General features: G+C 42.8%; 14 protein-coding genes. 6 read left to right on the forward strand and 8 right to left on the reverse strand.

Features of this window, described 5'->3' with window-relative positions; translation table 11 throughout:
* Window positions 1–8 precede the first annotated feature (8 nt).
* A complete protein-coding gene (locus ACVW0P_RS03780) occupies window positions 9–1268 on the reverse strand; it encodes a nucleoside permease (protein ID WP_457130899.1) in 1260 nt (419 codons plus the stop codon).
* Between the two features lie 145 nt (window positions 1269–1413).
* Here ACVW0P_RS03780 and ACVW0P_RS03785 point away from each other — a divergent pair, with 145 nt between their 5' ends.
* On the forward strand, window positions 1414–2022 hold the full coding sequence (locus ACVW0P_RS03785) for a porin family protein (RefSeq protein ID WP_457130900.1): 609 nt from the start codon (window positions 1414–1416) through the stop codon (window positions 2020–2022).
* A gap of 60 nt (window positions 2023–2082) precedes the next feature.
* Here the strand turns inward: ACVW0P_RS03785 and ACVW0P_RS03790 are convergent, their stop codons facing one another.
* From ACVW0P_RS03790 to ACVW0P_RS03800, 3 genes are read right to left on the reverse strand one after another with little or no spacing between them, the layout of a single operon-like run.
* Window positions 2083–2682 carry a bifunctional nuclease domain-containing protein gene (locus tag ACVW0P_RS03790; RefSeq protein ID WP_457130901.1) on the reverse strand — a complete coding sequence of 200 codons (600 nt, stop codon included), beginning with the start codon at window positions 2680–2682 and terminating at the stop codon, window positions 2083–2085.
* A gap of 36 nt (window positions 2683–2718) precedes the next feature.
* Window positions 2719–3696: an electron transfer flavoprotein subunit alpha/FixB family protein gene (locus tag ACVW0P_RS03795; protein WP_457130902.1), complete on the reverse strand. Its 978-nt coding sequence runs from the start codon at window positions 3694–3696 to the stop codon at window positions 2719–2721.
* A gap of 28 nt (window positions 3697–3724) precedes the next feature.
* A complete protein-coding gene (locus ACVW0P_RS03800) occupies window positions 3725–4465 on the reverse strand; it encodes an electron transfer flavoprotein subunit beta/FixA family protein (protein ID WP_457130903.1) in 741 nt (246 codons plus the stop codon).
* Between the two features lie 76 nt (window positions 4466–4541).
* Between ACVW0P_RS03800 and ACVW0P_RS03805 the strand changes: the two genes are divergently transcribed.
* The gene (locus ACVW0P_RS03805; protein ID WP_457130904.1) at window positions 4542–4883 is read left to right on the forward strand and encodes a tetratricopeptide repeat protein; all 342 of its coding nucleotides are present in this window, start codon (window positions 4542–4544) and stop codon (window positions 4881–4883) included.
* 123 nt (window positions 4884–5006) lie between these two features.
* Here ACVW0P_RS03805 and dnaB read toward each other — a convergent pair whose 3' ends face one another.
* Window positions 5007–6572, reverse strand: a complete 1566-nt coding sequence (gene dnaB, locus ACVW0P_RS03810) for a replicative DNA helicase (protein WP_457130905.1) — start codon at window positions 6570–6572, stop codon at window positions 5007–5009.
* A gap of 282 nt (window positions 6573–6854) precedes the next feature.
* Here dnaB and rlmB point away from each other — a divergent pair, with 282 nt between their 5' ends.
* Window positions 6855–7625 carry a 23S rRNA (guanosine(2251)-2'-O)-methyltransferase RlmB gene (gene rlmB, locus ACVW0P_RS03815; RefSeq protein ID WP_457130906.1) on the forward strand — a complete coding sequence of 257 codons (771 nt, stop codon included), beginning with the start codon at window positions 6855–6857 and terminating at the stop codon, window positions 7623–7625.
* A 127-nt stretch (window positions 7626–7752) separates the two neighbouring features.
* Here the strand turns inward: rlmB and ACVW0P_RS03820 are convergent, their stop codons facing one another.
* Entirely contained in the window at window positions 7753–8838 is a 1086-nt protein-coding gene (locus tag ACVW0P_RS03820) for a mannose-1-phosphate guanylyltransferase (protein ID WP_457130907.1), read from the reverse strand.
* A 243-nt stretch (window positions 8839–9081) separates the two neighbouring features.
* On the opposite strand from ACVW0P_RS03820, the gene recQ reads away from it, so the two are divergent.
* Complete coding sequence (gene recQ, locus ACVW0P_RS03825; RefSeq protein ID WP_457131146.1) at window positions 9082–11274, forward strand: DNA helicase RecQ; 2193 nt, start codon at window positions 9082–9084, stop codon at window positions 11272–11274.
* Window positions 11275–11349: 75 nt separating this feature from the next.
* On the opposite strand, the gene ACVW0P_RS03830 is transcribed toward recQ, so the two are convergent.
* Together ACVW0P_RS03830 and ACVW0P_RS03835 are read right to left on the reverse strand one after the other, a co-directional pair.
* Window positions 11350–13218 (reverse strand): OmpA family protein, encoded by a 1869-nt coding sequence (locus tag ACVW0P_RS03830; RefSeq protein ID WP_457130908.1) that lies wholly within the window; start codon window positions 13216–13218, stop codon window positions 11350–11352.
* Window positions 13219–13293: 75 nt separating this feature from the next.
* A complete protein-coding gene (locus ACVW0P_RS03835; protein ID WP_457130909.1) occupies window positions 13294–13917 on the reverse strand; it encodes a 7-carboxy-7-deazaguanine synthase QueE in 624 nt (207 codons plus the stop codon).
* 200 nt (window positions 13918–14117) lie between these two features.
* Here ACVW0P_RS03835 and ACVW0P_RS03840 point away from each other — a divergent pair, with 200 nt between their 5' ends.
* Window positions 14118–14918: a hypothetical protein gene (locus ACVW0P_RS03840; RefSeq protein WP_457130910.1), complete on the forward strand. Its 801-nt coding sequence runs from the start codon at window positions 14118–14120 to the stop codon at window positions 14916–14918.
* Window positions 14919–14926: 8 nt separating this feature from the next.
* Window positions 14927–15262 carry a Rieske (2Fe-2S) protein gene (locus ACVW0P_RS03845; RefSeq protein ID WP_457130911.1) on the forward strand — a complete coding sequence of 112 codons (336 nt, stop codon included), beginning with the start codon at window positions 14927–14929 and terminating at the stop codon, window positions 15260–15262.
* The last annotated feature ends 21 nt before the right edge of the window (window positions 15263–15283 follow it).

Here is a 15283-nt window from a genome sequence, read left to right on the forward strand (position 1 = left end):
GGTTGCTTTTAGGCGTGTTCTATAGCGTGTTTAAGTGCAGCATTATGTTTGTATCTAAACACAAACGGGAACATGATGGCAATTACCAAAGCGTAGCCTGCAAAACTTAGCCAGATGCCGTGCCAGTCTTTTTCACCATTAGGTAAAATAAAGTACTTATCTATTAACCAACCGCTTATATTACTGCCAAAAAATGCACCAAAGCCATTTACCATCATCATAAATAAACCTTGCGCGCTTCCGCGGATCTCTGGTGCTGCCTGGGTTTCTACAAACAACGATCCCGAGATGTTAAAGAAATCGAACGCCATACCGTAAACTATGCAAGACAAGATGATCATCCATAAGCCATCGGCCGGGTTACCAAAGGCGAAAAGGCCGAACCTTAGTACCCATGCTATCATACTGAACAGCATCACATACTTGATCCCAAATTTGCGCAGGAAGAACGGTATGGCAAGGATAAAAAGCGTTTCCGAAAATTGCGAAATCGACATAATGATTTCAGAATGAGTTACCGCAATTGTGTCTTTGTAGCCAGGGTTTTTAGCAAAATCGCCGAGGAAGGTATCGCCATAGGCATTTGTAAGCTGTAAGGCCGCACCTAAAAGCATTGAAAATGCAAAGAATATCGCGAAACGTGGGCTTTTAAAAAGTTTAAATGCGTCAAATCCGAATAATTCTACCCAAGATTTTTTTTCAATTTTAGCCGCCATAGGGGGGCATTTTGGTAGTGTAAAAGCATACACACCCAATGACAGTGCAACAAAAGAAGCAATGTAAAATTGATTGGCAGAAGCTCCATTATGAGTAAGATTAATTGTCCATAGTGCCGCTATAAATCCTACAGTCCCCCAAGTTCTGATAGGAGGGAATACTTTTACTATGTCTTCTCCTGATTTTTTAAGGGCAGAATACGAAACAGCTATGGATAGGGAAAGTGTCGGCATGTAAAAGAACATGTTTAAGAGCATAGCCCAAAAAAATGTTACTGGATTTGTTACATGAGCAATTATAAACAAAGTAATTGCCCCAAAAATATGTAGTAACCCGTACAGCTTCTCGGCATTAATATATTTGTCTGATATAATTCCTGCTATTGTCGGAGAAAAAATTGAAGCGATACCCATAGTGGAAAAAATAGCTCCGAATTGTATGTTGCTGCCTAAATTATTCGAGAACCAATACCTGCCTATCGTGATAAGCCAGGCTCCCCATATAAAAAATTGCATAAAATTCATCACTATTAAGCGAAACTTAATATTCATACAGCACAGGTTTAAACAGTTAATAGTTAAAAAAGCAAAGGCTGAAAATAGTGAAATAAAGCGATATGGGAAAGGTGGTTTTTAAGCGAATTTGAGGCCGTATTTTCATCTAAATGCTTATCTTCGCGCAACCAAATCTTAATTCATGAATAAATTTTTTACGACCCTTATTGCTGTATGTGTAATTTCTACAGCATCATTTTCTCAAACAAAAGGTACAAATCAATTCGGTATCCAGGTAGGTTACAACGCCACAACGGTTACAGCAAGTGGATATACCAATACCGATTACCGCAGTGGTTTTAACGCTGGCATCGTAATGGATCATTACTTCTCAAACAGCTGGAGCATTAAAACAAAAGCCCTTTATGACCAAAAAGGCTGGAACAGTGGTTATATAAGTAGCCCGTCGGGTAGTTTTACCACAAATTATCAGGTTGATTATGTAACTGTTCCTATTATGGCAAACTGGCATTTTGGCCGCACCAAAAATTGGTATTTAAACTTTGGCCCATATGTTGGCGTTTTACTAAACGCTAAAGAAAGTGCCGGCGGCACAGACTTTAAAGATTATTTTAATAGTACCGACGTGGGTTTAGATTTAGGCATCGGTGTAAAATTCCCAGTTACAAATACTTCCAGATTCTTTATTGAACTTAACGGCGCCGGCGGGATTACCGATATGGTAAAAAATAACACAGGCCCGGCATTAAGAAACAGTGCATCGTCAGTAAACATTGGTTTCGCATTCTAATAAGAAAATTACCATTTAAAAGAAAAGGAGAATATCGGTTAGATATCCTCCTTTTTAGTTTTATGACGATTTCCTCTTGGTGAGCTCGTCCCGTATTTTGGCTGCTTTTTCGTAAGCCTCTTCGGATAGTGCCTGTTGCAACATCGTTTTAAGCTCATCCTCACTCAATGTTGTGTAAGTGCCGGTAGCTGATGAATTTGTTTTTTCTTCCGGGGTTTCGCTGATATTTTCCAGGTAAACAAAATCATTTCCTTCTATAACGATGCCGGCTGTAGATAGTATAAACTCGTAAGTATAAATAGGGCACTCAAACCTTACCGATACAGCAATGGCATCGGATGTACGCGCATCTATTTCTACCGTTTTTTTACCGTCGAAACATATAAGTTTGGAGTAGAAGATCCCATCTACCAGGTTATAAATAATAATCTCCTGCACAGTAATGTTAAATGCCTGGCCCAAACTCTTGAATAAATCATGGGTTAGGGGGCGACTTGGCGTCATCTTTTCTATCTCTATGGCTATGGCCTGCGCCTCAAAACTACCTATAATGATAGGCAACCTGCGGCGGCCGCTAATTTCGCCCAATACCAATGCGTATGCGCCCGACTGGGTTTGGCTGTAGGAAAGGCCTACAATATCCAGTTTAATCTTTTTCATGTCGTTACCCATCACAGCGATATCTTATCTTATTTTTTAGGCTGATGCTTTATACTCTTTAACAGCAGCAATTAATTTTGGCAATACTTCAAACGCGTCGCCAACTATACCGTAATCAGCTACCTTAAAAAACGGCGCTTCGGCATCTTTGTTTATCACCACAATAACTTTTGAAGAACTAACCCCGGCAAGGTGCTGAATAGCGCCCGAAATGCCTATCGCAATATACAAATTTGGACTGACAGCTATGCCCGTTTGCCCAACATGTTCGCTATGTGGCCTCCAACCCGAGTCTGATACTGGTTTCGAACAGGCAGTAGCCGCGCCCAACAAATCGGCAAGCTCTTCTATCATCCCCCAGTTCTCGGGCCCTTTCATACCACGGCCTGCTGATACAACGATCTCCGCATCGGGTAATGATACCTTATCTGTAGAGCGTACAATGTCCTTAATCATCTCTTTAAAGTCGGATGCATTGGCTTCCACATTAAAGTCTTCAACAGGGGCAGCAACGCCACCGTCAACCACTTTGTAAGCGTTTGGTGTAAGGGCGATAACTTTATTGGTCGATGTCAACTCCACAACGGCAAATGCTTTACCTGAGAAGGCTGTTTTCTTTACTGTGAATTTTCCATCTTTCAATTCCGGCAGGGCAACGGCACCATCGGCAACGCCCGCTTGCAGCTTTACACCCAAACGAGGGGCAAGGCCACGTCCGCTGAACGAGTTTGACAGCACCACAATATCGGCACCATTGGCTTTGGCAGCCTCGGCAATTACTGATGCGTAAGCCTGGTTGACGAAATTCTTTAACTTATCGTTGCTCACCTTCAATACCTTTTCGGCTCCGTATTTGCCTAAGGCGGCTAATTCGTCGTTAGCAACATCACCAATAGAAATGGCAATAAGGTTAGTGTTATTTTGGGCGGCAATTGCTTTGGCGTATGATACAGCTTCAAAAGTTGATTTTTTGAATTTGCCCGCCGCGTTTTCCGCGTATATTAAAACTGACATAGTGGAATGTTAATGTTTAAACCTTTAATTATATAACCCTTGCTTCGGTATGTAACAAGTCTACCAGTTTGGCGGTGTCATCTGCCGAAACCAAATTTACCTGACCGCGTGGGGCAGGGGTTTCATAACTGATGATCTCTGATAAAGTTTTCACTTCAACAGGCTCTACTACTGTTAGTGGTTTGCTACGGGCACCCATAATACCACGCATATTGGGTATTTTAGGCTCGGCGACTCCTTCGGCACAACCGGCTACAAACGGGAACGGGATGGTCAACACTTCTTTACCGCCTTCAATTTCACGTTCAACTGTTGCTTCGCTATCGGTGGCGTCAAGTTTTTTTATGATGGATACCGATGGCAGGTCGAGCATTTCGCCCAGCATACCGGCAACTTTAGAACCATTGTAGTCGATAGACTCGCGGCCTGTCAATATCAGGTCAAATGGATTTTTCTTCACGTATTCAGCTACTTGGTATGCAACATAAAAGGCATCATGTGCTTTCGCGTTTATCCGTACCGCATCAGTAGCGCCAATGGCTAATGCCTTGCGGATGGTAGGCTCGGTATTAGCTTCGCCAATGTTGATAACAGTTACGCTGCCTTTGCCGCCATCGGTTAGTTCAATAGCGCGCGCAAGGGCAATTTCATCGTAAGGGTTTAAAATGAACTGAACACCATTCGTATTAAATTGGGTGTTATTATCAGTAAAGGTTATTTTTGTAGTGGTATCCGGAACATTGCTGATACATACCAGTATTTTGCTCATTATAATTGGTTTATATTTTTACAGGTATTTGTAATTAGGACACTGCAAATTTAAGTTAAAAAAGAGAGAGTTTAAAATGGATACAAGCAGATTAGATAAGCTATTGGCGTTTATACAGAACGAACCCGAAGATGAATTTTTAAAATACGCGCTGGCTACTGAATACCTGCGACTTAGCGATACGGAGAAGGCACTTAGCTATTACGAAGACCTGGTGAACAACCACCCCGGTTATACCGGCACTTACTATCACCTCGGCAAATTATACGAAGCCCTTAACCGTAAAGATGATGCCATAACCAACTACGAGAAAGGCATGGAGATAACCAAAGCCAAACGAGATATGCACGCCTTTAGCGAATTGCAATCTGTTTACAGATCGGCAAAGGGATTTGAAGAAGATGATGATGATTATTGAGTATAAATAATCAAGATATAAGAATCAAGATAGCATTAAGAAGCCCGTTTATCAATTAAACGGGCTTCTTATTTTTCCGAGTCTTGGCTCTTGATTCTTATATCTTTATCCTTCTACACTTTCTTAAAACGGCGGTTCATCCTCCATATCATCCATACGTGACGGGCGGATAATGAAGTTGCTTGGTTTGCTGTCGAAATCTTGTGAAGGATTTATACCCGCGAATGCGTTATTGGCAGGTACCGGGAAGCTGTCCATACCCTGATCAAGATCTGTAAATTTTACATACTTGCCAACGAATTTCAATCTTACTTTACCCGTTTCACCGTTACGGTGCTTGGCGATAATGATCTCACCAACGCCCTGGGTGGGGTTGTTATCCTCATCCACATCCAGTCCGTAGTACTCAGGGCGGTAAAGGAACAGTACCATATCCGCATCCTGCTCGATAGAACCCGACTCACGTAAATCTGATAGCATTGGCCTTTTAGAACCACCGGGCCTGTTCTCTACCGCACGGCTTAACTGCGATAGTGCTATTACCGGTACATTCAATTCTTTAGCAACGGTTTTAAGCGCACGCGAGATACTACCAATTTCCTGCTCGCGGTTACCGCCACCACCTTTACCTTCGGCCTTACCTTGCATCAGCTGCAAGTAGTCAATGATAATGAGTTGAATATCGTGCTGAGATTTTAAACGGCGGCACTTAGCGCGGAACTCAAAAATATTTAACGACGGGGTATCATCGATGATAAGCGGGGCAGCTTCTAAACGGCCAATTTTAGAGTGGATCTGCTGCCATTCCCATTCTTCCAAAGTACCCTTACGGATCTTCTCCTGCTCTATTTCGGTTTCACCGGATATCAAACGATTAACCAATTGTACCGACGACATTTCCAGCGAGAACACGACTACCGGTTTGTCAAAATCAACCGCGGCATTACGTGCACAGCTCAGCACAAAGGCTGTTTTACCCATTGCGGGGCGGGCAGCTATAATAACCAGGTCGGATTTTTGCCAGCCCGAGGTCATACGGTCAAGATCGGTAAAGCCGGATGGAACACCCGTTAAACCGTCTTTTTTATCTTTTAGGGCCTCGATATCTTTTAATGCCTCGTGCACCAGGTCGTCCATTTTGCGCGAATCGCGGCGAAGGTTGTTCTGGGCTATCTCAAAAAGGTTTTTCTCGGCCTTGTCAAGCATTTCCAGTACATCACTGGTATCCTCATAGGCTGAGTTTATCACATCTGTTGAGATGCGGATCAGCTCGCGCTGAATGTATTTTTGGATAATGATACGCGAGTGGTACTCAATGTTGGCAGCAGATGCTACACGATTGGTTAACTCGGTAATATAGTAGGCCCCGCCAATCATTTCCAGTTCGCCTTGCTGGCGTAACTGCGCGGTAACCGTAAGGATATCTACCGGTGATGTTTTCTCGAACAGTACCGCAATGGCGTTAAATATTTTCTGATGTTTAACTTCGTAAAAAACCTCGGGTTTTAATACATCTATAACGGATGAAAGGGCGTCTTTTTCAAGCATGAGGGCGCCAAGCACAGCCTCTTCAAGGTCTAACGCTTGCGGCTGCAGCTTGCCATTGCCGGCAAAAGGCTGCGGATTGGTGATCCTGCTTCTTCGGTCGGTGTTCTGTTTATAATTAGGGGAATCGTTCTCAAAATTCATGACGAACAAAAATATATAAAATATGGTCTTAGCTGTTTTTTAAATGATTAACAACAGAGTTATCAACATAACGAAAACATTACCAGTGCTATAAATTTCAACGGTAGTAATTAACATCGCATGTGTATAACGTGTTAATATCGTTGTAAGTATCTCATTTACACAGGTGTTGATAAATGTAGCCGCTTGTTAAGTATTGTTAACACTTCAATCGCCCCTTCAACTTAGATAACCATAAAATGAGTTAATATCGCTACTTTTGGTTAAAATAATTTTATTAAAATGGCATATAATTCTAAACCTCCGCCACGCGAAGGCAATCAGATGGTTTTTGGTATAAGAGCAGTGATTGAAGCGATATTGGCAGGTAAAGAAATCGAATCGTTATATATACAGCGCGGCCTTGGCGGCGGCTTACTAAACGAACTTAAAGATGTACTGAACGAATATCAACTAACCGCGCAGCAGGTACCGGTAGAAAAGCTGAACCGCATCACCATGAAAAACCATCAGGGTGCCATTGCTTTCATTTCGCCCATCATCTACCAAAAGATAGAGAACATTATCCCGGAAGTTTTTGAAAGGGGCGAAGTGCCTCTGATTTTGGTATTGGATAGCATTACCGATGTACGCAACATGGGCGCTATTGCCCGTACAGCAGAATGCGCGGGTGTGCATGCCATCGTTATCCCGGGCAAAGGCTCGGCACAGATAAACCCCGATGCCATCAAGACATCGGCAGGTGCATTGTACAAGATCCCGGTTTGCCGCCATGATAATTTTATGCAGACCGTTAAATTCCTCCAGGAATCGGGCTTACAGTTGGTTTGCTGTACTGAAAAAACCAACGACTATATCTATACACCGGATTATACCGCGCCAACGGCCATCATTATGGGCTCCGAAGAAGACGGCATCCGTAACGAGATCATCCGCATTAGCGACCATCTTGCCAAGATTCCCATGTTCGGCGAAATAGAATCGCTTAACGTATCGGTATCAACAGGGGTGATACTTTATGAGGCGATTAGGCAACGCGAAGCGCTTAAATAGAATCAAGACGAGACTATAACAAATAAGGAAGCCCGACTAAATGATAGTCGGGCTTCCTTATTTATTTACTTTTTTCACTTGAATCTTATGTTCTTTTCTCTTGAATCTAACAGTCTTGCTCTCTTCCCTAAATATATTTCGTCCCAAACTTGCTTTTCACATCAGCAACAACTTGTTTGATATTTTGCTCCTGGTCGCGTGGGCAGATCAGGAGGGAGTTGTTTGATTCTACCACGATGTAATCATGCAGGCCTTGTAATATTACCAGTTTATCGCCGGGTACATTCACCATACAATTGCTGCTATCGTACATAATTACCTTTTCTGACGGTATAACCGCGTTACCTACGTAATCCTTATCGGCAAGCTGGTAGATGGATGCCCAGGTACCCAGGTCGCTCCAGCCAAATTCTGACGGTAGTACGTAAACATTTGATGCCTTTTCCATGATGCCATAATCAATAGAAATATTGATACAACGCTGGTAAACCTTATGTACAAATGCTTTTTCCTCGTCGGTATTGTAAACCGAACGGGCTTCAGCGAAAATCTCATGCATCTCGGGCAAGTGGCTATCAAAGGACGCTACAATAGCTTTTGCCGACCATACAAAAATACCGGCGTTCCAGAGGAAATCGCCGCTTTGAATAAATGTTTTAGCGATCTCAACAGTTGGTTTCTCTGTAAATGTTTTTACCTTATGGAAATCGTCGTTAAGGGTTTGATCGGTGTATTGGATGTAACCATAACCCGTATCAGGCCTTGATGGTTTAATACCCAGCGTTATAAGGCAATTATTTTCTGTAGCGGTTTTTAAAGATTTTTCAATGGTGGCCACAAAAGCAGCTTCGTCCAGTATCAGGTGATCTGATGGTGCCACCACAATAGCGGCATCAGGGTTCATGCTTTCAATTTTAAAACAACCGTAGGCCACGCAAGGGGCGGTGTTACGCATAACGGGTTCGGTCAGTATCTGCTGATCTGCCATTTCCGGTAATTGTTCTTTAACAAGGCCTGTATAATTTTCGTTTGTTACAACGTATATATTTTCGGGAGGGCAAACTTTAAGGAAGCGATCATAAGTATTTTGGATAAGCGTTTTGCCGGTGCCCAAAATATCTATGAACTGTTTTGGGTGCGATGTTCTGCTGATTGGCCAAAAACGACTGCCAATTCCGCCTGCCATAATAATGGCGTAGTAATTTTTATTCATTGTGTGTGTTGTAGATTTTAATTTGGCAAATCCGTGCTAAATATGTGCATTAATTTGTAAATTTATTAAAGTGTAAAACTAAAATATTTCTATCCGCATTTTACCAATTTTAAAAGCGATAAATAAACAAATTGTTTTTAATCAAATAATCATTTTAGTATAAAATTTTTAATGAAACCAACCGTTTATTTATAAATTTTTGTTATTTTGAACCATAATTTCCAAAAGTACAAGTAAATAATGATAGAGACTAAGAAGTCGCTTTTTGATAACCTGCAAAATTTTTTCGGGTTTGATAACTTCAAAGGGGAGCAAGAAGCGATCATCACTAATATTTTAGCGGGTAACGATACCTTTGTGATAATGCCTACCGGTGGTGGCAAATCCATGTGTTATCAATTGCCGGCACTCATGAGCGAGGGCACTGCGATTGTGATATCCCCGCTTATCGCGCTAATGAAAAACCAGGTAGATCAGCTAAGGGCCTTCGGAGGCTCGGACAGTATAGCACATTTTTTAAATTCATCTCTTACCAAGGCAGATATTTTAAGGGTTAAAGACGATGTACTGAGTGGCAAAACAAAGCTGCTTTACGTGGCACCCGAATCATTGACCAAGCAAGAGAACGTTGACTTTTTAAGGCTTAACCAGGTATCATTTGTGGCCGTTGATGAGGCGCACTGTATCTCGGAGTGGGGGCATGATTTCCGCCCGGAATACCGCAAGATCCGCCAGGTGATCAGCAATATTGGCGACAATATCCCAATTATCGCCCTTACCGCTACGGCAACACCAAAAGTACAGCAGGATATTCAAAAGAACCTGCAAATGAATAACGCCACGGTTTACAAATCATCATTTAACCGTAATAACCTTTTTTACGAGGTTAGGGCGAAGCGTAACGCTATAAAAGAGATCGTAAAGTTTGTTAAGCAAAACCAGGGCAAATCGGGCATTATCTATTGTCTTAGCCGTAAAAAGGTGGAGGAAGTGGCCGAAGCGCTGAGCCTTAACGGCGTAAAAGCATTACCATACCACGCCGGTTTAGACCCAAAAATACGTGCCGATACGCAGGACAAATTCCTTATGGAAGATGTTGACGTTATTGTGGCTACAATCGCCTTCGGGATGGGGATCGATAAACCGGATGTAAGGTATGTGATACACCACGATATGCCTAAGAGTATGGAAGGCTACTACCAGGAAACCGGTAGGGCAGGCCGTGATGGCGGCGAGGGTGTTTGCGTGGCATTCTACTCGGGCAAGGATATTGATAAACTGCAGAAGTTTATGAAGGATAAGCCCGTTGCTGAGCGCGAGATTGGTACACAGATCCTGAAAGAAGTTATAGATTATGCCGAATCATCGGTATGCCGCCGTAAGCAGCTACTGCATTACTTTGGCGAGAACTTTAACGAAGCGGGTTGTAATAATATGTGCGACAACTGCTGCGGCCCTAAGGTGCATTTTGATGGCGAGGAGCACCTGCACAGGGCCTTAAGCCTTATCAAACAAATTGGCGAGAAATTCGACGATTGCCACATCATCAATATTTTGATGGGTAAAGACGACGCGCAGGTTAAAAACTACGAGCACGATAAACTGGATTACTTTGGCTCGGGCATAGAGCAGGGCGAGAACCTTTGGAACTCGCTGATGCGCCAGGCTTTACTGAACAACTTCCTGTCGAAAGATATTGATCAATACGGTCTGCTGCATCTTACCAAAACCGGTAACGCGTTCATCGATAACCCGTACAGTATCCGCTTCCTGTTAAACCAGGAAATGGGCCCGACAGATGAAGATGAGGCCGAGGATGGGCCTAAACAAGGTGGCGGCGCATTAGATACTGCGTTATTGCAGATGCTTAAGGACCTGCGTAAAAAGCTGGCCAAGCAAAAAGGTTTGCCTCCGTTCGTTATCTTCCAGGATCCGTCGTTAGAGGAGATGTGCACGCACTATCCAATAAACACCGAAGAGCTTAAACAGATCTCGGGCGTAGGGGCGGGCAAGGCACTAAAGTTTGGTGCCCCGTTTGTAGACCTGATCAAAAAATACGTAGAGGATAACGATATTGACCGCCCAATTGATATGGTGATAAAAAGTGCCGCCAATAAATCGGCACTTAAAGTTTTCATTATCCAGAATATCGACCGCCATTTAAATTTGGATGATATTGCCGCCTCAAAAGGTTTGACTTACGAGGAAATCCTGAAAGAGGTGGAAACCATCGTAAACTCGGGCACTAAGCTTAACCTTAACTATTACATCGATGAGATGATTGATGAGGATAAGCAGGAAGAAGTGTACGACTATTTTAAAACCGCCGAAATAGATTCTATCGACGATGCCCTGGCAGAACTTGGTTCTGACGATTACACTCGCGAAGAAGTGCAGCTTATGCGCATCAAATTTATGTCGGAAATAGGAAATTAGGTTGAAGCATAAAGTTAAAAGTCCAAGGTTTTAGGCAGATAATCCGCTTAAAGCTTTGGACTTTTTACTTTCAGCTTATTTAGATATGATCATAAATTCCGTCCTTCTGTTTAACGCGCGGTTATCTTCTGTTGTATTTGGTGCTATGGGTTGTGCTTCACCGTAGCCTTTATAAACCAGGCGGGTTGCTACAATGCCGTTTGCTGATAGGTATTGATAAACCGAATTGGCGCGTTTCTCTGACAGCGTTACGTTAGCTTGCTCGTTACCAACATTATCGGTGTAACCTGCAATTTCAATCTTCACCGTTTTGTTTAGCTGTAAAAACTCTACCAGTTTTTGCAACTCGGCTTTTGATTCGGCCTTAAGCTCAAATTTGTTGGTGTCGAAGAAGATGTTTTTCAAGATCACTTTGTTGCCCACTTCAATAGGAGAGAGGAGCACCGAGATATTAAAGGCTTTTTTATCCTTTAAACCTATTAATGAGAAATTATCAGAGTAAAATAGGTAACCTTCTCTCGAAATATTTAAACCGTAGTTTTTACCAGCGCCCAACGTCGCCAAAAACGCTCCACCCTCTGCCGAACTATAATCCTGAAAAACAGGAGTGTTTTTCTGCAGGTCGATGATCTCAATGGCCGCCTCTAACGGCGCTTTGGTGTTTTTATCAGCAACAGTACCTTTTACATACGTAACAATGTTAGGGCGCAGGCTAAGCGGCAACTCGAAGGTATATATGTCATAACCGCCAAAACCCTTTAAGTTGTTCGACGAAAAGAAAGCGTAGGAGCCATTGGCGGTAAGCGTAAGTCCGTTTTCATCCCCGCTGGAGTTAATAGGATAACCCAGGTTATCGGGCTTGCCCCATTTGCCATCCTTACCTAAGCGGCTTACAAAAAGGTCCTTATTGCCCATACCCGGCCAGCCGTTGCTGCAGAAGTAAAAGGTACTATCGTCGGGGTGAATAAATGGTGATTGCTCATCATAAGGTGTATTGATCTCGGGGCCCATATTTTCGGGTACGCCCCAGCCTTTATCGCTCAGGGTCGATTTCCAGATATCGTAACCACCGTACCCTCCTTTGCGGTTGCTCACAAAGTATAACGTGCGGCCATCGGCACTAATAGAAGGTTGGGCCTCCCAACCTGAGGTATTAACGGGGTTGCCCAAGCTGAATGGTTTAGCCCAATCGTCGCCTTTTTTTTGCGAAATGTAGATGTCGCACCTGCCTAAACCATCGGGGCGGTTACAGCCGGTAAAAAATAGGTACTTACCATCCTGAGAGATAGATTGCGCGCCTTCATTATACATAGGCGTATTTATCACGTCGCTCAGGTATTCGGCATTTTGCCAGTTATTATTTAACTTAATACTTTTATAAAAATCTTCGTTATTATCTATCTTACGGGTAAATATCAACGTACCCTCATCCGCGGTAGCAACGGGCAAATATTCGTCGGCAGCGGTATTGATTTCGGCACCCATATTTATCGGCACAAACGCAACAGGGCGGGTTAACGACTGGATGCTGAACTTGCAATCGGCAACTAATTTCTGCGCATACGCCTGGTTTTGTGCGGTAATATTAGGGTAGGTAAGGTATTTTTCTAAATGGTGCTGGGCCGGCTCATACATGGCGCTGGTAATTTCTACCTCGCCAATTTTTAAATATATAGATCGGTTGTACTCAGGGTCTAACTCGATAACTTTCAGGAACTGGGCAATTGCCGGCTTATAAATGCGGCGCATCCGCAACACATCGCCTAATTGGGCATGCGCTTCTACAAATTTAGGGTCGGCCTTAATGGCTTGTTCAAGCTGGGTGATAGCCTCATCATACAAATGCTCATCAATGCTTTGGTTAGCTAAAGCGAAGTATTTAATAGCCTCTTTATCCGTAGTAGAATACGGCCTTTGCTGGGCAGATACGCTTACAGATAACATCACCAATAAAATTAACAGAAGATAGGTTTTGCACATTGGGTACTGATACGATAATCAATACACTAAGTTACAATATTAAGGGATATTTAAGTATTTGTGGGTTTGTAAAGATATTTCCCACTGCGGATTTGCCATTACATATTCCACAATACGAGGGGTCATCTCGGTGTGTCTAGACCACTCGGGCTGTAAATACAATTTGCAGTTTGGGCCAACAAGCTTCGCATTGTGTTCTGCGAAAGCAAAATCCGATTTATTAAAGATGATGACCTTTAATTCATGCGCCGCATCGGCAACTACTTGCGTGGGTGCTTTAAACTTCTTTGGCGACAGGCATATCCAGTCCCAGTTACCCGAAAGGGGGTAAGCGCCGGATGTTTCTATAAACGTTTTGATACCTTTTTGCTGCAGATTTTGGGTAAGATAATCCAGGTTGTAGATCAGCGGCTCTCCACCTGTTACTACTACCGCTTTAGACGGGAATTTAGTTGCATTATTTATGATGGTGTCAGAGTGGGTAAGCGGGTGTAGTTCGGCATCCCAGCTTTCTTTAACATCGCACCAATGGCAGCCCACATCACAGCCGCCAAGGCGGATAAAATAGGCTGCTTTGCCGGTATTGTATCCCTCTCCCTGTATCGTATAAAACTCTTCCATTAAAGGAAGCAATGTGCCATCTTCCGGAACCTGGTGTGCCATAATAAGGCGCAAAGGTAATCTTTTTGAGGTTAAAGGTAAAAGGTGTGAGGCAAAAGGCTTGGATTGTGATATTAAACAGATAATAAGGATGCAGTAACATTGTTTGATTTTTCACGCTTACGCCTTTACCCTTTGCGTTTCAACCATATTAATTTTTTGGCTTTCAAGTAAATTAACTAATATTACCTAAATTCTAACGTATGAAGAAAATATACTTACCCGTTGTATTTTTCACCTTCTTTTGCCTTACCTCATGCGTTGACATTCAGGAGCGCTATAATTTTAATCCCGACGGCTCCTGCACCGTTGCCTATGGTTTTAATATGAGCAGAGCGCTCTCGGTTTTAAACGTTTTAATTTCGGATTCGGTGAGGGCAACGCCGCAGTTTAGCCTGGCAAAAGACACCTCCCTAAACTACTTTAGCACCCTGCCAGATAGCATTGTGCGTAAAATGAGTGCCGATGATATCAAAACGGCTAAGAATAGCTCGCTCCATATTGATATGGACCTTACCAAAAATAAGATGAAGGTAAACCTGGATTACCTTGCCAAAACCCCGGCAGAATTGATTTATTACCTGCACCACGTTTCGGCATTTTCGGTAAAAGTGCCGCAACAGGCAGCATTTGCAGACCCTAATAAAAAAGTGGTTTTGCAACCAGGTGATCTAAAGGATAACAAAAGCGAATACAAAAGTGAACTTTTATTAGGAGGGCAGGATTATTACACTTATGAAATAACCGACCATAAATTCTCCCGCATTATTAACAAAACCAAATTTAATAATTTCCTGAAAGGGGCGGGTTCTCGATTGGCAATGGCTAAGGCAATACTGATAGATATGCCTTACAAAATGGTGTTACGTTTTGCCAAGCCTGTAAAAAAGATAGATAACTCAAAAGCGATCCTATCTGCCGACAGGAGACAGGTAACCTTAATTACCAGTATGGACGAGGTGATCAAAAACCCAGCCTTAATGAACTTGCGAATAGATTTCTAAACATACCAATGAAGTGGTACTCAATTCCCGGCATCGAACTAAATGGCCTTCCATTCATTAAAAAAGCAAAAGCGAGTGGTAAGGATATCCTCATCATCGGGTACGAAAACGAACTGTATGCACTTGGCGCAACCTGCCCGCATGCCGGTGCCGAATTAAGTGGCGGCTGGTGTAAGGATGGCAAATTGATTTGCCCGTTCCATAGGTATAATTATGATCTGAAAACTGGCAAAGGCAACCCGGGCCAAAACGATTACATAGATAGCTATGCCATTGAAATCAGAGCGGGAGAGTTATATGTAGGGATCGAAAATTTTTGGGACAAGGTGTTTAACAGTAAGTAAAGCTTCTTACCAATTAACCTA

This window comes from Mucilaginibacter sp. UYNi724, from assembly GCF_054057495.1.